Origin of the sequence: Bifidobacterium aerophilum (assembly GCF_010667685.1) — a bacterium.
GTDB lineage: Bacteria > Actinomycetota > Actinomycetes > Actinomycetales > Bifidobacteriaceae > Bifidobacterium > Bifidobacterium aerophilum.
Map to the genome: position 1 here is coordinate 37127 of NZ_WHZW01000008.1, position 18587 is coordinate 55713.

The following is an 18587-nucleotide window of genomic DNA, read 5'->3' on the forward strand; positions in this document are numbered from 1 at the left end:
GGCGGTTCAGTGCTGAATGCGGCGGAAAGCCTCTTCGACGGCGTCCGCCGGCGGATCGTCGAGATGCACGGGATGACCAACGCCGTCGAGCACGACGAAGCGCAGTTTGTTGCCGCGCGCCTTCTTGTCGCGGTGCATGAGCGCGATCACGTCCTCGAACGAGCCGCCGTTCCACGAGGTAGGCAGTCCGAGCGAGGCGAGCAGCGAACGGTGGTAGTCGACCAGATCGCGGTCGATGTAGCCGAGCAGCGACGCCAGTTCGGCGGCGTACACCATGCCGACCGCGACCGCGTTGCCGTGCCGCCAGCGGAAATGCTCGAGCTTTTCGATCGCATGCGCGAGCGTGTGCCCGTAGTTGAGGAACTCGCGCAGGCCCGCTTCCTTGAGGTCGGCGGAGACGTGGCGCGCCTTGACCTTCACGGTGCGCTCGATGAGCTCGGACACCACGTCCTCGAGCGGCGAGCCGATGAGCGTCGCCCCGTCGAACGCGCGCAGCTCGCCGGCATGCTCTTCGAGGATGTGCAGGATTTCAGGATCCGAGATGAATCCGGATTTGGCGACCTCGCCGAGGCCTTCGATGAAGATGTCGTTCGGCAGGGACGCGAGCGTGGTCGTGTCTGCAAGCACCCCGGCCGGCGTGTAGAAGGAGCCGACGAGATTCTTGCCGACCTTCGTGTTGATGCCGGTCTTGCCGCCGGTGGAGGCGTCGACCATGGCCAGCAGCGAGGTCGGGCAGTTCACGTAGCGGATGCCGCGCATCCAGGTCGCGGCGACGAATCCGGCCAGATCGGTGGCCGCTCCCCCGCCCACGCCGACCACGGCGTCGGACCGGGTGAATCCCTCGTTGCCGAGCCGCTCCCAGATGCCGTTCGCCACGGTGATGGTCTTGCCGGCCTCGGCGTCGGGGATGACGATGTCGGACACCTGATAACCGGCCTGACGCAGCAGCGCGCGGGCACGGTCGGAGTGGCGCTGCACGGGCTGCGTATGGATCAGCGCGATGCGCACCGGCTTGGAACCGAGTATGCCGGCGAGATGGTTCAGCGCGCCCTCGCCGATACGCACGTCGTAATCGTCGGATGCGACGACGTCGACGTGGACGACCCTCTCCTCGATCATGTTCATCACCTTTCTCGCCGCCATCTGCGGTGTCGAACCATGCGTGCGCACGTGCACGTTGGCGATCCGGTCGAATACCGGGTCGCGCTGCTCGTACAGGCGCATCCAGCGTTCGTTCGCGTCGCCGCCGTTGAGCATCGGCCTGCCGCCGCCGCGGTTGGCTCGTTCCATGGCCTCCTTGGGATCGGCCTGCAGGTAGATCACGCGTCCGCCGTCGGCGATGTAGTCGGCCAGCGCCTCCTGCGTGGAGGGCGTCATGGGTGCTCCGCCGCCAAGCGCGAAGATGCCGTCGAATCCTTCCAGCGTCCTGCGGATCAGCGTGCTTTCGACGTCGCGGAACGCCTGTTCGCCGTACCGTTCGAAATACGCGGGGATGCCCATGCCGATCTCGTGCTCGATTTCGATGTCGGCGTCCTTGAACGGCACGCCCATCATCTGCGAGACCTCACGTCCGACTCGGGTCTTGCCCGCTCCCATCATGCCGATGATGACGGCGATGGGACGACCGCTCTCATCGCTCATCGCATGTGCTCCGGCCACGAGGCGAGATAGCCTTCGGCGTTGCGTCGGATCTCGGCCACGCTGTCGCCGCCGAATTTCTCGATCACGAACTGCGCCAGCGTGAGCCGCACCATCGCCTCGGCCACGACGGACGCGGCCGGGACCGCGGTCGAGTCGGAACGCTGGTTGATGGCGGACGACGCGTCGCCGGAAGCGACGTCGACGGTGCGCAGCGCGCGCGGGATCGACGGGATCGGCTTCATCGCGGCGCGCACGCGGATCGGTTCGCCGTTCGACATGCCGCCTTCGATGCCGCCGGCACGGTTGGTGAGTCTGGTGATGCGACCGTTTTCGCCCGGCACCATTTCGTCGTGCGCGGCGGAGCCGGGACGCACGGCCTCCAGGAAGCCGTCGCCGATCTCCACGCCCTTGATGGCCTGGATGCCCATCACGGCCGCGGCCAGGGCCGCGTCAAGGCGGCGGTCGGATTCGACATACGTGCCCAGGCCGGCGGGCACGCCGTAGGCGATGACCTCGATCACGCCGCCGACGGTGTCGGCGTTCGCCTTGATCTCGTCGATGCGCGCGATCATGCGCTCTTCGGCCTCCTTGTCCAGCGTGCGCACGGGAGACGCGTCCAGAGCGGCGACGTCGTCGGGCGTCGGCAGCACGCGGCCCGCGGCCGTCTCGTCCACGCCGGCGCCTCCGATCGACAGCACATGCGCGACGGTGCGGATGCCGAGCGTCTGCTCGAGGAACTTCGCGGCCACCGCGCCGAGCGCCACACGGGACGCGGTCTCGCGCGCGCTGGAACGTTCCAGCACAGGGCGCGCATCGTCGAAGCCATACTTGCGCATGCCGGTCAGGTCGGCATGGCCCGGACGCGGACGGCTCAGCGGCGCGTTGCGTCCTTCGCGCGGAATGTCGTGGTCGAGCGGGTCGGCGCTCATCACTTCGGTCCATTTGGGCCATTCGGTGTTCGCGATCTCGATGGCCACCGGGGAACCGAGCGTGCTGCCGTGGCGCACGCCGGTGAGCAGGCGAACCTTGTCCTGTTCGAATTTCATGCGCGCGCCGCGGCCATATCCGAGACGACGGCGTGCCAGCGCGTCCACGATGTCGCCGCTGGCCACCTCCACGCCTGCCGGAAGTCCTTCGATCATGGCGACCAGCGCCTCGCCGTGTGATTCGCCCGCCGTCTGCCAGCGCAACATGCCGTTCTCCTTTTGGTTGCTCACCGTCATTGACTTCGCACTAGCATAGCGGTATGCCTTACCTTGCGTTGTTGCCGAGTCTGCTTTGTGGACTGGCGGTCGGTGTCGAAGACGTGCGTCGTCGCCGCGTGCCGCGTGCGTGGATCGCGGTCGGTGTTCTAGCGCAACTGGCGGCAAACGTCGTTTATGGGCTGGCGATCAACAGCCTGTTCGTGGTCGTGCAGTCGTTGCTGTTCGCGGCTATCGCGGCCGTGCTGCAATGTCTGTTGGCCGTGGCGAAACCGGGCGCGCTGGGGTTCGGCGACGTGACATGCACGTTGATGACCGGCCTCGGCGTCGGTCTGCTCGGTCTGACGGCCATGGTGGCCTGGTGGCTGGCCATGGGCTTGATCGGCCTGGCGTGGATGGCGTGGTGGATACGATTCGACCCGCAGTCCGATACGCCGTATGCGGGCAAGGTGCCGTTCGCTCCGGTGATCGTGGCCGCGGGCCTGATCGCTCCTCTGACGACTATGGTCTAATTCGCGTTCTCGTTTCCGGTCTTGTATTCGTTGACGTACTGTTCGAACTGCGCGTTCTGTTCGTCCACCGTGCCGGTGGTGAACTTCGTTTCGCCCGTCGTCAGGTTGACGGTGACGAAATACAGCCAGTCGCCGTCCTCGGGGTTGATCGCGGCCTGAATGGCCTTGTCCGCGGGATTGCTGATCGGAGTGGGCGGCAATCCCTTGTTCTGGCGTGTGTTGTAGGGGTTGCTCGCATCGTCCAACATGGCCTGCGTGATCATGGACGGCTCGACGTCGTTGCCATAGGCGACGGTCGAGTCCATGCCAAGCGTCATGTCCTTCGCCAGTCGGTTTTCGATCACGCGTGTGACCTTGCCGTAGTATTCGTCCTTGTTGACCTCGGCCTCGGCGATCGAGGCGATGGTCAGCACGCGCTTGCGATCGGACGCGGCGACGCCGAGATCATCCAGCTTGGCGACGCGGGCGTCGACCATGTCCTTGACGACGTCCGAGGCGCTGCGGTTGGTCACCGTGTAGACGCCGGGTTCCAGCCATCCTTCGAAGCTGCCCGCGGCCTCACTCGGCAGGATGCCGTCGCCCTTGCCTTTGAGCACGGTCGTGAAATCGTCGACGTTGGCTCCGTCGATCTTCGCCACGTTGGCGAGTACGGTGCTCACACGCTCGCCGGGCTTGATCTCCAGGAAGCCTCCCGCCTTGGTCTGATCGGACAGGATGGCGGCCACGTCCGAAGCCTTCATCTGCTGCTTGAGCTGATAGGTGCCCGGATACAGCGTGGCGTTGGAGGACGCCACCGCGTTGGTGAAGGCGATGACGGATTTGACGATGTCCTGATCGACGAGGTTCTGTCCGATTTCGGCCGGCCCCTGTCCGGATTCGACGGTGAACGCGACGTCCCCCGTACCCGGTCCGGCATAGTCTTCGACGATGGTGGTCGTGTCGCGCGCCTCGCTCCATGCCTTGAGCCTGTGATATCCGAAAAGAACGCCGCCTGCGATCAGCGCCAGCACGACGAGCGTCACGATGACGGAGATCAGCGATCTGCGACGGCGTTGCGCACGCCTGCGACGCATTTCCTTACGCGATTTCGGGGGACGGGGCGGCGCGGAGGCGCTGACCGCCGAACCATGGTCCTCGACCCATTGGGTGTTGTCGGAGAAGAATTCGTCGAAATCCTCAGCCACTTCCGTTCCTCTGTCTTCCTCTATGCGCCGCCTCAGCCGCGGCCGTCCAACGCCGATTGCAGAATCACGACCGCCGATTGCTGATCGACGATCGGACGATGTTTCCTGCCGGATATCTGCGCCTCTTGCAGTTGCCGATGCGCGCTGACCGTCGTCAGCCGCTCATCCAGCAATGTTACCCGGGGAACCCGATCGAGGGCGATTTCGCCGTCGTCGATCAGACGCTGAATGCGTGTCGTCAGATTCGACGCCCAACGACGTGCCTTCTTGGCGCTTTTGCCTTCCGTACCGTCCAACATCAACGGCAGCCCTATCACGACATGCTCCACCGATTCGTCTTCGATGACGTCGATGACCTCGTCGAGGGCCTGAAAAGAATCTCCGTACACCCGCACATTGCCCGCCGGGTGCGCAAGGGTGAGCTCCGGGTCGGACAAAGCAAGTCCGACCCGGGCATCACCCAGATCAACGCCGAGCCATACCACTAGGCGACTCAGCCCTTCTGCGCCTCGTTCTTCAGCGCCGCGACGGCCTCGTCGATCTTCGAGGCGTCGGCGCCGCCGCCCTGGGCGAAGTCCGGCTTGCCGCCGCCACCGCCGCCGAGGATCTTGGACGCGCCGCGCACGAGGTCGCCGGCCTTGATGCCGGCCTCGCGGGCGGCCTCATTGGTCGCCACGGCGACCATCGGCTTGTCGTCCTCGGACACGCCGGCGAGGGCCACGACGACCGGGGCCTCATCGCCCAGCTGGGCGCGCACGTCGAGCACGGTCTTGCGCAGGGCGTCGAACGAGCCGAAGTGACCGACGTTCTTCGCGGCGACCTTGACCGGGGCCGCGGAGGCACGGGTCTCGGCCACCAGCGCCGGCATGGCCGCGGCCAGCTGGCTCTCGTACATTGCCGCGAGACGGCGGTCGGATTCCTTGAGCTTGGCGAGCAGCGTGTTGACGCGATCGGCCAGTTCGTCCGGGCGGGCGTTGAGCTTGTCGCTCAGCTGGGAGACGAGCGCGTGCTCGCGGGCGTTGAAGTCGTACGCGCCCGCGCCGACGAGCGCGTCGACGCGACGCACGCCGGAGCCGATGGAGGCCTCGGACATGATGTTGACCATGCCGATCTTGCCGACGTGATCGACGTGGGTGCCGCCGCACAGCTCACGGCTCCATCCGTCCTCGCCGATGGAGACGACACGCACGATGTCGCCGTACTTCTCGCCGAACAGGTGCATCGCGCCGAGCGCGATCGCATCGTCGAACTTCATTTCGCGGGTGGTGACTGCGAGGTTGTCGCGCAGCTTCTCGTTGACACGGGCCTCGACCGCGTTCATCACGGTCTTCGACGGGGCCTTGGACCACTGGAAGTCGAAGCGCAGACGGTTCGGGGCATCCTCGGAGCCGCGCTGGGTCGCCTGCGGGCCGAGCTCCTCGCGCAGCGCCTTGTGCACCATGTGCGTGGCGGTGTGCGAACGGGCGATCGCACCGCGGCGGTCGAGGTCGATGCTGGCGCTGACCGGTGCGCCGACACGCAGCGTACCCTCGGTCAGACGGCACTGATGGACCGTCAGGCCCTTGATCGGCTTCTGAACGTCGTCCACCTCGAGCACGGCGCCGTCGTCGGTGAGGATCTCGCCCTGATCGGCGAGCTGTCCGCCGGCCTCGGCATAGAACGGAGTGCGGTCGAGGATGACCTCGACGTTCGCCGGAGCCATGACGACCGGAACCGAGCCCTTGCCTTCCTGCATGATGCCGAGCACGGTGCCGCGGGCGGAGAATTCGGTATAGCCGAGGAAGTCGATCGGCTTGGCGAGAGTCTTCTTGAAGTCGTCGTAGACGGACAGGTCCACGTTGTGACGCTTCTTGAGCGCGTCGGCACGGGCACGGGACTTCTGCTCGCTCATCAGCTCGCGGAACTTCGCCTCGTCCACCTTCACGCCCTGGTCGGCGGCCATTTCGAGGGTCAGCTCGATCGGGAAGCCGTAGGTGTCGTGCAGCGTGAACGCGTCGGCACCGGAGACGGTGGCGTCGGCATCGGATTCCTTGGCCTTCTTGACGGCCACGTCGAGGATCTGGATGCCGTTGTCGAGCGTGCGGCGGAACGCGTCCTCCTCGCCGTAGGCGGCTTCGGACACGTCGTGGAAGGTGTCGTTGAGCTCCGGGTAGCTGGCGACCATCGCGTCCTTGGAAACCGGCAGCAGCTCGGGGATGACCGGATCGGTCACGCCGAGCACGCGCATGGCCTGGATGGTGCGGCGCAGCAGACGGCGCAGCACGTAGCCGCGGCCGACGTTGGACGGACGCACGCCGTCGGACATGATCATGAGGGCGGAGCGCACGTGGTCGGCCACGACGCGGAACTTCACGTCGGCCTTCTCGTCCTCGCCGTACTTGCGGCCCGACAGGCGTTCGGCGGCCTCGATGACCGGGAAGACCTCGTCGGTCTCGTAGATGTTCTGCTTGCCCTGCATCAGGTAGGCGAGGCGCTCGAGGCCGGCACCGGTATCGATGTTCTTGTTCTCGAGCTCGCCGACGATGTGCAGGTCGGTCTTCGACTTGACGTTGTCGACCTCGTAGTTCTCGAACACGAGGTCCCAGATCTCGATGTAGCGGTTCTCGTCGGCGATCGGGCCGCCCTCGACGCCGTATTCGGGGCCGCGGTCGACGTAGATCTCGGAGCACGGGCCGCCGGGGCCGGGGCCGCCGGTGGTCCAGAAGTTGTCCTCCATGCCCATGATCTGGATGTGCTCGGGGTCGACGCCCTCGTTCTTCCACATCGAACGGGCTTCCTCGTCGTCGGTGAACGTGGTCATCCACAGCTTCTCCGGATCGAAGCCGTAGCCGCCCTGCTCGCGCGGGGTGGTCAGCAGCTCCCACGCGTAGTGGATGGCCTCCTCCTTGAAGTAGTCGCCGAAGGAGAAGTTGCCGAGCATCTGGAAGAAGGTGCCATGACGGGTGGTTTTGCCGACCTCGTCGATGTCGAGCGTGCGCACGCACTTCTGGTTGGAGGCCATGCGGTGCTTCGGCGGGGTCTGCTCGCCCATGAGGTACGGGATGAACGGCACCATGCCGGCGATGGTGAACAGAGTGGTCGGGTTCGGCGAGATCAGGGACGCCGACGGCACGATGAGATGGTCGTGCTTGCCGAAATAGTCAAGATAGCGCTTCGCGATTTCTGAAGTGCGCATTGGTGGTTTGAACTCCTTGTCGTTGGACGAGAACCCTTGCGGCCCGTCCGAATGGTTGCGTTGCCGTCCGATAGGCTGTGCTGATGGCGGTTCGTTCGCGCGCGGCTACCGGCCCGCACGCTCCGTATACGCCTGGTTGAGCTCAGCCTCGCGGGCTCGGCGGGTCGCGTTGAATTCGTTGACCAGCCCTTCGAGCGTGCGCATGGTCACATGATCCTGATCGGGGCCGAGCACGAACTGGCGCATCGCGTCGGGCGTGTTCGCCTTCACGTAGGCGTTCGCCTTGGACACGGCGATCACGCCGGCCGCGAACCCGAGGCCGATCCAGAAGAGTCGCTTGAACATCACTCCCCCTTGGTCGTCTTGCCGGCCGTCTGCTTCGCGAGGAAGGACCGCGCGGTGGATTTGAGCGCATAGGTGGCGGAGACGATCTTGATGATGGGCTTGCCGAGGAACGATCCATACAGGTCGGTGAGCGCGCCGACGTTGTTGGCGGTGGTGGAGGCCGCGGCGGAAATGCGGTTGACGTCCTCAAGGGACTTGTTCACCTGCTTGACGGTGGTCACGCCCTCGTCGATCGCCGGAATCGCATGCTCTCCCGATTCCCTGACCGTCTCGGAGATCTGATCGAACAGCTTGCCGAGGCGGATCAGCGGGTAGATCATGAATCCGGCAAGCACGGCGAACGCGATCGCGGCGATCAGCCCGGCGATTTCTCCAACACCCATCTGAACCTCTTTCCTGCATCACGGCCGCAGGGCCGTGTACACAATACCCGCACAAGCCTAACCAACGGTCGCGACGCGCGCAAGCGACGCCGTCCGGTCACTGGTTGTAGCGTACGATCGTCAACGCCCGGTCGAACGGCTGCGTCGTATCGAAATCGACGTCGGTCACCGATCCGTTGGCGGGCCGCTCGCTCAGGTCGAGTCCTTCGCCTCCGAAGCGATGGGCGAGGCTGAGCAGCGTGTTGCCGTGCGAGATCTGCAGCACGTCATCGCCGTCCGCAAGGCGTGGATTCGCCGCGATCAGCGCGAACGCGCCTTCGACACGGCTCCAGTATTCGGCGTCGGATTCCGCATCATGGAACGGATCGGCCTCCTTGAGGAAGTCACGCGTGGCGGCGAGCCCGAACTTGGCGACGATGTCGTTGTAGTTCTTGGCGCCATGGGGGCCTCCGGCCGCGGTCCATGCGAGCGACATGTCCTGTCCCTCGAAATAGCCGTAGCACTGTTCCCTGAAATGCATGTCCGAGACGAGTTCGGGGCGGACGTGTCCGGCGGCTTCGTTGATGTCGAGGATGCGCGCCGCGGTGATCTGAGCGCGCGACGTATCGGAGCAGTAGGCGGCCGCGAAATCATAGCTCTGGAGCTTGTGCCCGGCCTTGTCGGCGTCGGCGAGTCCGGATTCGGTGAGCGGCGCGTTGCACCATCCCTGCAGCCGGTTGTATCGGTTGAATGTGGTCTGTCCATGGCGGACGAGATGCAGATGCAGAATCATGGTTCGATTATGGCACCGCGCATGGTCGCGGCTCGCACGGGACACCGCGGATACACGAACGCCCCGGGCGTAGGCCACGGGGCGTTCGTGCGTATGTATGTCCTTAAGCTGTAAATAGTTACAGTGTGAAGAGGATCCAGATCAGCGAGCGTAGAACTCGACGACGTACTGGATGTTGACCTGCACCGGGATCTCCTCGGCCTCAGGCTTGCGGGTCAGGGTCGCCTTCAGGGAGGCGATGTTCACGTCGAGGTAGCCCGGGACCTGCGGCAGCACGTCGCGGTGCACGCCTTCGGCGGCGATCTGGAACGGAACCATGGTCTGGCTCTTGGCCTTCACCTGGATGGTCTGGCCCGGCTTGACGCGGTAGGACGGGCGATCCACGATGTTGCCGTCGACGAGGATGTGACGGTGCACGACATACTGGCGGGCCTGAGCGGTGGTGCGGGCGATGCCGGCACGCAGGACCAGGTTGTCGAGACGGGTCTCGAGATCGGACAGCATGGCGTTGCCGGTCTGGCCGGCGGTGCGGGTGGCCTGCTCGTAGGCGCGGCGCAGCTGCTTCTCGGACACGCCGTACTGGGCGCGCAGACGCTGCTTCTCGCGCAGACGCACCGCGTAATCGGACTCGGTGCGGCGACGGGTGCGGCCGTGCTCGCCCGGGGCATACGGGCGCTTTTCGAAGATGCGCTGAGCCTTCGGGGTCAGTGCGATGCCGAGGGCGCGGGAAAGACGCACCTGACGGCGGGAACGCTGAACGTTCGTCATTGATGTAATCCTTTGGTTGTTCTGTCGTTGTCTGAACGGAACGCGGGCATCGGGTGACGCCCACGCTGAGCCGGCCTCTCCAGCGCTTGTCTCGCGCGACGCGCGAACGGCAGGGAATCTTGCGGTTCCCGGTCGCCGACCCGCTGACGGGCTAAGGCTCCCAGACGGCATGGCCTCGCGGCACACACCAATCGTCAACTATACACACAGGGTACGGACAGGCTAAACGGCAGTCAGTATGCCGCGGTCCATACGCCAGGTAAGGTCGACGTAATCGAGCGCGTCGGGATCATGCGTGACCATGAGCACGGCCGCACCGGAATCGGCCGTCTTTCGCAGCAGTCGCATGACGATCGCCGTACTGTCGGCGTCAAGGTCGCCGGTCGGCTCGTCGGCGATGAGCAGCTTCGGACGGTTCATCAGCGCGCGGGCGATCGACACGCGGCGCATCTCCCCTCCGGACAGCTCCTTGGGATAGCAGTCGGCGAGATCGGACACCTGCAACGATTCGAGCAGCATACGGGCACGGCGAGCCAACCCGTCCTCATGCGCCGGTTCCTCTTCCGCCGGCGCGATCACGTCGGGCATGTCGAGATCCGATTCGTTCCCGTTCCGCGTCGGATGGCAGTCGTCCCGACCGGCATCCGACGACTCCTCGGCGAGCGGCTCCCCCATCATCACGGCGGGCAGGATCACATTGTCCAGCACCGTCAGGTTCGCCAGCAGCGTCGCCGACTGGGTGACGAAGCCGATGGTGCGGTTGCGCAGCCGCGCCATGTCCCTGTCTCCGAGCGATCCGACCACCTGTCCGTCGACGCTCACCGTGCCCGAGGTCGGTTTCAGCAGCCCGGTGATGAGGTTGAGCAGCGTGCTTTTGCCGTTGCCGGATCGCCCGACGATCGCGACGAACCGGCCTGCATCGACGCTCAGGTTCACATGGTCGACGGCCGCGAAGGGCGTTCCCCGCCGTTTGAATTCGCGCGTCAGGTCATGAATCTCCAATACCGCCACGGCTCACTCCCCCTCTCGCAAGGTCAGATAGGTTTCCGGCGCGGACAGTTTCACGGCGGTCGCGATCGAGGCGATCAGGCCGGTCGCCACGGCGAACGCCAGTCCGGCGACGACCAGTGCGAGCACGGTCACGATTCCGGTCTGCAGGTAAGGCAGCTGCAGTTGCTTGCCGATCAGCGTGTTGAACGGCAGGATCGCCAGCGATGCGGCTGCGATGCCGATCACGCCGCCGATGAGGCCGATCGTCGCGGATTCCCTGACGATCAGGCCGACGAGCATGCCGCGCGTCGCGCCCATGATGCGGTAGGCGGCGAATTCACGTTTGCGTTCGTTCATGGATGAGGCGAACACGGCGAACAGCACGACCAGCCCCATCGTCCAGAACACGGCGAGGAACAGTCCCGCATAGCCGACCAGCGCGTTGAGGCTGGCGCGGGTCGAGGCCGTCACGCCGCCCGGATATACGTATCCGAGCGTGCTTATGCCGCTCGCCTTGGCGATGTTGCCCGCCACGGTGTGCGCATCGTAGCCGTCCGCGGTTTTGATGAGCACGGCGGAGACGGCCTTGTCGGCGTATTCCTGCGGGATGGCGGCGTGGCCGACCTTGGCGGAATACGAGACGACCGCGGGGATGGTGTTCTCGTTGACGAACACTGAATTGTCGAGGCTGGTTCCGGTGGCCGCAAGCTGCGCGGCGACCGGGAAATCATGGTTGTACAGCCTGATGGCGCCGTTTTCGGACACGTTGATGTTCGCGCCGGCGACGACCTCGCCGTCCTTCAGCGTGCCGTCGTATTGCGAGGTGATCCACGGTTCGATGACAAAGTCGGTGGCCGGGTCGAAGCCTATGATCTGCACCTTTTCGTCGCAGCAGGCGGCGGCGAGCGACGAGATGTACGTCTGGCTGGTGGCCTGTCCTATGCCGTCGGCCCCGGCGACGAGCTTCACGATGTCGTTGGTGAAATAGAACGTGCTCGAGGTGCCGCTGGTGAGCAGCGCCTCGGCCTTGGAGCCGGTGTTCTGCGGCACGACCATGAGGTCGGCGCCCATGCGCTCCTGCATGCTGTTCAGCCCGGTTTTCAGGTTCGTCGCAAGCAATGCGCCGCCGTAGAACGCGACGGTGAGCATGGTGACGACGATGACGAGCGCGGCCGTGCGGAACGGCTTGCGTCTGAGATTCTCGAAGGGCAGCCGCCCAAGGGTGATGCGAGGCATGATCACCGCGCCGTCTTGGTGTCGCGGATGTCGAACCAGACCGCGATGGCGGCGAGAACGACCGAAAGGACGCCGAGCACGATGAGCGTGGGCAGGGTGACCATGTGGCAGTGCATCATCGCGCCCTTGCACACGCCGATGAGCACGGTCGGCACGGCGACGACGAGCGCGGCATTGAGGATGACCGCGATGTTGAGACCGGCTCGGACCTGAGGGGCGACGAACAGCCCGAGGATGCCGAGCAGCGCGATGACGACGCCGAGGCCGAGCGCGGCCTGCGCGGTGTAGTGGCAGGCCATCTTCATGCCGTCCTCCACCTTGCACACGTAGGCGAAGGTCTGCGGGGCGATGGCGATCAGCGCTCCGAGCACGATGGCGGGCAGGGTTGCGAACAGTTTGCGGGTCATGTCTTCCTCTCGTTGTTGCTCTGCGAACTGTGCAGATTATTCCATCAACGAAACGGAAAAACAAGACTTGACTTATCCGCTTTTTCTGCTACGTCTTTCGCCGCGAAGGCTCCGATTGAAAACTCGCTAGAGCTTTTCAATGGCTGAGCCGTCAAGCGGACAGTCCGGCGGACTGTCCGTAGGCGAAGTGAGCGGCATCGCCGCGAAGGCTCCGATTGAAACGCTCGTCAGAGCTTTTCAATCGGAGCAACGCGCAGCATGAGTCGTTTGACGCCGGCGGAGCCGAAGTCGACGGTGATGATCGAGTTGCGCCCCTTGTCCTGCGTGTCGACGATCTTGCCCAGGCCGTACTGGTCGTGCGTGATACGGTCGCCGACATGGAAATCGGCGATGTTGAGCTGGTTGTCCTTGTTCAGCGACGACGACGGCACGCCGGCCGACGACGAACCGCCGGTTTTCGGCGCGACGCGACGCGTGGTCACCTTGCCGCCGCGAGACGAGGACGACCCGGACGACGAACCGTACCGGGAACCGTACGACGAGCCGGAACCGTACGAGCGAGAACCGTTCCCCGAGCCGTACCGGCCGGTCGATCCGGATCCGTAGGACGATCCCGAACCATACGAGGATCCGCCGTAGGTGGAGCGTCCCGACGAACCGTATCCGCGGGAACCGTACGACGAGCCGCCCCTGCCGTAGGATGACCCGCCGCGGGATGATCCACCGAACGTCGACCCGCCGAATGTGGTGTCCGATCCGAAATCGTCGTCGCCCCAGCCGCCGAACTCGTCATCGTCGCCGAAGCCGCCCTGCCATCCGCCGCGCATACGCTCGACGCCGGCCTCGCGGCGTTTCCAGTCGATCAGTTCGGCCGGGATCTCGTCGAGGAACTGGCTCGGCATCATGTCGTTGGCCTGTCCCCACTGGGCGCGTACGGCGGCGCGCGTCACGTACAGCCGTCGCTTGGCGCGCGTGATGCCCACATAGGCGAGGCGTCGTTCCTCGGCCAGTTCGCTCGTATCCTCCAGGGCACGCGAATGAGGGAACGTGCCCTGTTCCATGCCGGTGAGGAACACCACCGGGTATTCCAGTCCCTTCGCGGTGTGCAGGGTCATCAGCGTCACCTTGCCGGAATCCTCGCCTTCAGACGGCAACTGGTCGGAGTCGGCGACGAGCGCGGTGGTCTCGAGGAATCCGGCCAGCGTCGCGTCCGGCGTGTTCTGTTCGAATTCCGCCGCCACGGACTGCAGCTGCGACAGGTTTTCGACGCGTGAGGCGTCCTGCGGGTCCTCTGACTTGCGCAGCTCGTCGAGCAAGCCGGACTTCGCGAGCACCTCGGCCACGATCTCGCTCGGCTTGTTGGCGGGCTCGGCCGCGAATTTGCGCAATCCGTCCATCAGATCGCGGAAGGCACGCAACTGGTTCGCGGTGCGGGTCGGCACGCCCTCGATCCGGTCGAGCCGTTCGATCGCCCCGTAGAACGGTATCGCGTTCGCATCGGCATATCCGGCGACGACCGCTTCGGCCCGTGCGCCAAGCCCTCGCTTGGGCACGTTGAGGATGCGCCGCATGTTCACGTTGTCGGCCGGGTTGACGATGGCCTGCAGGTAGGCGATCGCGTCCTTGATCTCGCGGCGTTCGTAGAAGCGCGTGCCGCCGACCAGCTGGTACGGCAGTCCGGCGTTGATCAGCCCCTCTTCCAGCGAGCGCGACTGCGCGTTGGCGCGGTACATGATCGCCATGTCCGAATACGCGATGCCTTCCTCGCCGTGCAGCCGCGCGATCTCGTTGGCGATCCAGCCGGCCTCCTGCTGCGCGTTGTCGGCGGCGTAGCCAACGATCGGCTCGCCTTTGCCGAGCGCGGTCCACAGCTTCTTCGGCTTGCGGCCCTCGTTGCGGGCGATCACCGCGTTCGCCGCGTCGAGAATGGTCTGCGTGGAACGGTAGTTCTGTTCGAGCATGATGGTCTTCGCGTTGGGGAAGTCCTGTTCGAAGTCCTGGATGTTGCGGATGTCGGCGCCGCGGAACGCGTAGATCGACTGGTCGGAATCGCCGACGACGGTGATCCATGCCTGGCCGTCGCGTCCGGCGTTGCGCGGTTCGGTCGCGGCCTGCGGCCGGATGGCGGGCACGGGAGCGGGCGCGGTGTTCGCCATGCCGCCGACGGCCGGCATCATCGGCAGATCAGCCTGATCCTCCCAGCCGCCCCAATCGTCCCATTCGTCCTGCGGCGCTGCCGGCGGCAGGAACGGCATGGGCTGAGCGACGGAGGGAGCGGTTCCGCCGACCGTCGGCTGCGCGGCGGGAGCGGTCTGCCGGGCCGCGTCGACGCCGGCCAGCTCGCGTACGAGCACGTACTGCGCGTGGTTCGTGTCCTGGTACTCGTCGACGAGAATGTAGCGGAACTTGTGACGGTAGTAGTCCGCGACGGCCGGATCGGTACGCAGCAGTTCGACGGTGCGGCCGATCAGGTCGTCGAAGTCGACGGCGTTCGCCGCGGCGAGCCGGTGCTGGTATTCGGCGTAGACGACCGCATACAGCGCTTCGACGTCACCGGGGTTGCCGATCCGGTAGCCGCGCTGGCCGGGCTTGTAGTCGGGCGCGTGCTGCCTGAGACGGCTCTGCCAGCCTTCAAGATTGTTCTTGTAGTCCGAGATGCGGCTCAGGATCGCGCGCGGCGTATAGCGTTTGACGTCCACGTTGAGATCGGCGGCGATGAGTTTGACGAGCCGTTCGCAGTCGGCCGTGTCGTAGATCGAGAAACCGGAGGCCAGGCCGATGGATTTGCCGTCGCGGCGCAGGATGCGCACGCAGGCCGAATGGAACGTGGACACCCACATGCGTTCGGCGACCGGGCCGATGAGCGTGGCGAGACGCTCGCGCATTTCGGCGGCGGCCTTGTTGGTGAACGTGATGGCGAGGATCTGGCTCGGCCATGCGCCGAATTGGCTGAGGATGTACGCGATGCGACGGGTGAGCACGCGAGTCTTGCCGGAGCCGGCGCCCGCGCCGATGAGCAGGGCCGGCCCGCGGTATTGCACGGCCTGGGCCTGTTGCGGGTTGAGGTCGCCGACGAGTTCGTCCGCGCTGGTCACGATGAGGTCCGGATCCTGTTGCACGCTGCTCCCCTTGCCTGTCGATGACGGTCGCCGCAGATCGTGTGCGGCCCTACTTGTCTACCACAGGCGGCGGTCAGTGGTCGACGATCCAGCCGGCGATCGCGTCCTTGACCGTCTGCGCGTAGATCTTCTGCCCTTCGGGTCCCGGATGGATGCCGTCGCTGCCGAGCATCTCGGGATGTTCGCCGATGGCGGCGTTCCAGTCGGCCACGGTCACGTTGGCGGCATGCGAGCTCGCATAGTCGAACGTCGCCTGGTTCGCCGGCGGGATCCATGCCCTGTCGCCGTGCGCGGTGACGAGCACGAACACATGTCCGTCGCCGGCCGCGTTCACGATGGCGTCCAGGTCCTCCGCGGAGGTCTGCGAATTTGTATTGAGCGAGATCACCACGTACTTGCGCAGCTGACCCTGCGATTTGAGTGTGGACACGATGCCGGGCCCCTTCAGCACGGACCGGGACACCTGCGCGTCGATGACGATGCCGGGCAGCAGCTCGTTAAGAGCAGGCGAGGCGCCGACCGTGACCGAATCGCCGATCACGGTGACGTCCTTGCCGTCAAGGTTCTTCAGCTCCTCCTGCTTGGCCTGTTCGCGTTTGCGCGCGGCCTCCTCGGCCCGCTTCTTCGCCTCCGCGGCCGCCTTGGCGGCCTCGGCGTCGCTCTGCCGCTTGTCCGCCTGAGCGTTGAGCGCGCCCTGGTTGCGTTCCAGTTCCATCTGGATGCGGGATTTCGCGGGAGCGTCCTTCACGCCCATCAGGAAACCGACCGCCGCCAGGACAACGATGACGACCGTGGCCGTCGCCCGGAGCCACCCCACGGAAACCGGGCGTTCCGCCCGCGCGCCGGCATCCTCCTGCGCGGGAACCGACTCCTGCACGAACATCGGCGGCGCATATGCCGGCGCGTCGTAAGACTGGGGGACGACGTTGGTCACGATGCGCGCCTGCGCAGGCGCTTCGGCCCTGTCGGCGCGACGCCGGCGCAGCGAGGCGAGTCCTTCGGCGATCGGACGTTCGATCATCCACCATGACAGCGCCGCCATGAGTCCGCTGGCGACCAGCGTCAGCAACCAGATCAGCCAGATGCCGTCGCCACGCCATGCCGGCAGCAACAGTTGGATGAGCAGGAACAGCGGCCAATGCCACAGATAGACGCCGTACGAGTACTTGCCGAGCAACGCCAGCGGCCGCCATGCGAACAGGCCGTCCATCCAGGATCCGTCGACGATGCTGCCGCCGATCAGGACCAGCGACAGGACCGAGGCCGCGAACAGGCCGCCCCGGAAGGCGGATGCATCCTGACCGACGTGCATCATCAGGCCGATCAACGTCACCAGGGCGACCGTCGCCAGCCACGGGGCGCACATGCGCGCCCACCGCATTACGGTCCTGCCGGGCACGGCCGGGGCATCGCCGACGGCGAGCGCATCCCGCCCTTCCTCCAGCCGGTGCACGCACATCGCCAGGGCCAGGCCCATGAACAGTCCGAAACAATGGGTGTCCGTGCCGAAATAGACCCTGGTCGGATCGGCGTCGGGACGGAACAGCACCGCCATGCCGACGGCCGACAGCACGGCCAGCGCGACCGTCACGCACACGCGGGGCGCACAGGGACGGATGCGGTGCAGCAGCAACACCAGCAGCGGCATGATGATGGTGAACTGCGCAAGCAGCGCCACGAACCACAGATGGCGCAGCAGCTGCGGCGACGTCGAGTCGAAATAGCTGCCGCCCGTGGCGATCTCATACCAGTTCGTCGCGAACAGCGCCGAGGACAGGCTCGCCCCGCCTGCATGCACCAGCGTATCGCGGTCGACCAGCCATCCCAGACCGACCGATGTGAGGATCATGAATGCCATGGCCGGCCAGAGCCTGGCCAGACGGCGCAGGTAGAACCATCCGATGTCGATTCCGCCGTCACGGTCGATTTCACGCAGCAGGCTCGTGCCCAGCAGGAATCCGGAAACGGTGAAGAACACGTCGACGCCGACGAAACCGCCCGACAACGTGCTTTGCGAAAGGTGATACCACATGATGCCGATCAGCGCGAATCCCTTGATGCCGTCCATGCAACGGTATCGGGACGCGGAATGCTGCCGCATTGATTGTTCTTGCGTTTCCATCACCCCGTAATGTTACGACGCGAGCGGACAGAACCGTCCGGCTCGGCACGCGGCGTCCGCCCCGCCATGCCGACGGCACGGTCATCTGGACGGCGTAGACTGGCGGCTTACGTCATATTTCATCCACCGTACCGTTTAAAGGAGTGGCATGCAGGAACTCGAGGAGCGCATCCGCAAGGAAGGAACCGTCAAGGAAGGCAACGTGCTGAAGGTGGACGCCTTTCTGAACCACCAGTGCGACGTGGCGCTCTACGACGCCATGGGCAAGGCCTGGGCCGAGCATTTCGCCGGCAGGCAGATCACGAAGATCCTCACCATCGAGGCATCCGGCATCGGCATGGCCTGCGTGGCCGCGCGGCATTTCGGCAACGTGCCGGTCGTGTTCGCCAAGAAGGCGCAGTCGATCAACCTCGACGGAGACCAGTACGTGACGACCGTGTATTCGTTCACCAAGCAGCGCGAATTCCCGGTGATCGTCTCGCGCAAGTATCTCGGCCCCGAAGATCACGTGCTGCTTATCGATGATTTCCTGGCGAACGGCAAGGCGCTGCACGGCCTGATCGACATCTGCAAGCATGCCGGCGCGACCGTCGAGGGCATCGGCATCGCCGTGGAGAAGGGCTTCCAGGGCGGCGGCGACCAGCTGCGCGAGGAAGGCTACGACGTGGATTCGCTGGCGATAGTCGAATCGATGGACCCGAAGACCGGCGACATCGAATTCCGTCACTGAT

Annotated in this window: 16 protein-coding genes; 2 read left to right on the forward strand and 14 right to left on the reverse strand. The window is 65.4% G+C overall.

From position 1 onward, the window contains the following. Positions 1-6: 6 nt before the first annotated feature. Positions 7-1641 (reverse strand): bifunctional shikimate kinase/3-dehydroquinate synthase, encoded by a 1635-nt coding sequence (locus GFD25_RS04790; protein ID WP_163230480.1) that lies wholly within the window; start codon positions 1639-1641, stop codon positions 7-9. Beyond that, positions 1638-2834, reverse strand: a complete 1197-nt coding sequence (aroC, locus tag GFD25_RS04795; protein WP_163230482.1) for a chorismate synthase — start codon at positions 2832-2834, stop codon at positions 1638-1640. Before aroC ends, GFD25_RS04790 begins: the two co-directional genes overlap by 4 nt. 53 nt (positions 2835-2887) lie before the next feature. Between aroC and GFD25_RS04800 the strand changes: the two genes are divergently transcribed. After that, positions 2888-3355 (forward strand): peptidase A24, encoded by a 468-nt coding sequence (locus GFD25_RS04800; RefSeq protein ID WP_163230484.1) that lies wholly within the window; start codon positions 2888-2890, stop codon positions 3353-3355. Here GFD25_RS04800 and mltG read toward each other — a convergent pair. The 12 genes from mltG to GFD25_RS04865 all read right to left on the reverse strand — a co-directional run bounded on the left by mltG (position 3352) and on the right by GFD25_RS04865 (position 17835). Continuing rightward, positions 3352-4539, reverse strand: a complete 1188-nt coding sequence (gene mltG / locus GFD25_RS04805) for an endolytic transglycosylase MltG (protein WP_163230486.1) — start codon at positions 4537-4539, stop codon at positions 3352-3354. The two genes, GFD25_RS04800 and mltG, sit on opposite strands and share 4 nt — an antisense overlap. Positions 4540-4571: 32 nt before the next feature. After that, complete coding sequence (gene ruvX / locus GFD25_RS04810) at positions 4572-5024, reverse strand: Holliday junction resolvase RuvX (RefSeq protein WP_163230488.1); 453 nt, start codon at positions 5022-5024, stop codon at positions 4572-4574. A gap of 8 nt (positions 5025-5032) precedes the next feature. Next, a complete protein-coding gene (gene alaS, locus GFD25_RS04815) occupies positions 5033-7714 on the reverse strand; it encodes an alanine--tRNA ligase (RefSeq protein ID WP_163230490.1) in 2682 nt (893 codons plus the stop codon). Between the two features lie 105 nt (positions 7715-7819). Continuing rightward, positions 7820-8059 (reverse strand): hypothetical protein, encoded by a 240-nt coding sequence (locus GFD25_RS04820; RefSeq protein ID WP_163230492.1) that lies wholly within the window; start codon positions 8057-8059, stop codon positions 7820-7822. Next, positions 8059-8442, reverse strand: a complete 384-nt coding sequence (locus GFD25_RS04825; protein WP_163230494.1) for a DUF948 domain-containing protein — start codon at positions 8440-8442, stop codon at positions 8059-8061. Before GFD25_RS04825 ends, GFD25_RS04820 begins: the two co-directional genes overlap by 1 nt. 97 nt (positions 8443-8539) lie before the next feature. Continuing rightward, on the reverse strand, positions 8540-9214 hold the full coding sequence (locus GFD25_RS04830) for a histidine phosphatase family protein (RefSeq protein ID WP_163230497.1): 675 nt from the start codon (positions 9212-9214) through the stop codon (positions 8540-8542). 141 nt (positions 9215-9355) lie between these two features. Next, a complete protein-coding gene (gene rpsD, locus GFD25_RS04835; RefSeq protein WP_163230499.1) occupies positions 9356-9982 on the reverse strand; it encodes a 30S ribosomal protein S4 in 627 nt (208 codons plus the stop codon). A 222-nt stretch (positions 9983-10204) separates the two neighbouring features. Next, entirely contained in the window at positions 10205-10993 is a 789-nt protein-coding gene (locus GFD25_RS04840) for an ATP-binding cassette domain-containing protein (RefSeq protein WP_163230501.1), read from the reverse strand. 3 nt (positions 10994-10996) lie between these two features. After that, on the reverse strand, positions 10997-12208 hold the full coding sequence (locus GFD25_RS04845) for an FtsX-like permease family protein (protein WP_163230503.1): 1212 nt from the start codon (positions 12206-12208) through the stop codon (positions 10997-10999). A gap of 2 nt (positions 12209-12210) precedes the next feature. Beyond that, positions 12211-12615, reverse strand: a complete 405-nt coding sequence (locus tag GFD25_RS04850) for a DUF4418 family protein (RefSeq protein ID WP_163230505.1) — start codon at positions 12613-12615, stop codon at positions 12211-12213. A 227-nt stretch (positions 12616-12842) separates the two neighbouring features. Further along, positions 12843-15734, reverse strand: a complete 2892-nt coding sequence (locus GFD25_RS12170) for an ATP-dependent helicase (RefSeq protein WP_338024626.1) — start codon at positions 15732-15734, stop codon at positions 12843-12845. A 73-nt stretch (positions 15735-15807) separates the two neighbouring features. Then, positions 15808-17835: an acyltransferase family protein gene (locus GFD25_RS04865; protein WP_239512410.1), complete on the reverse strand. Its 2028-nt coding sequence runs from the start codon at positions 17833-17835 to the stop codon at positions 15808-15810. A gap of 169 nt (positions 17836-18004) precedes the next feature. On the opposite strand from GFD25_RS04865, the gene GFD25_RS04870 reads away from it, so the two are divergent. Next, a complete protein-coding gene (locus GFD25_RS04870) occupies positions 18005-18586 on the forward strand; it encodes a xanthine phosphoribosyltransferase (RefSeq protein WP_163230507.1) in 582 nt (193 codons plus the stop codon). Position 18587 lies beyond the last annotated feature (1 nt).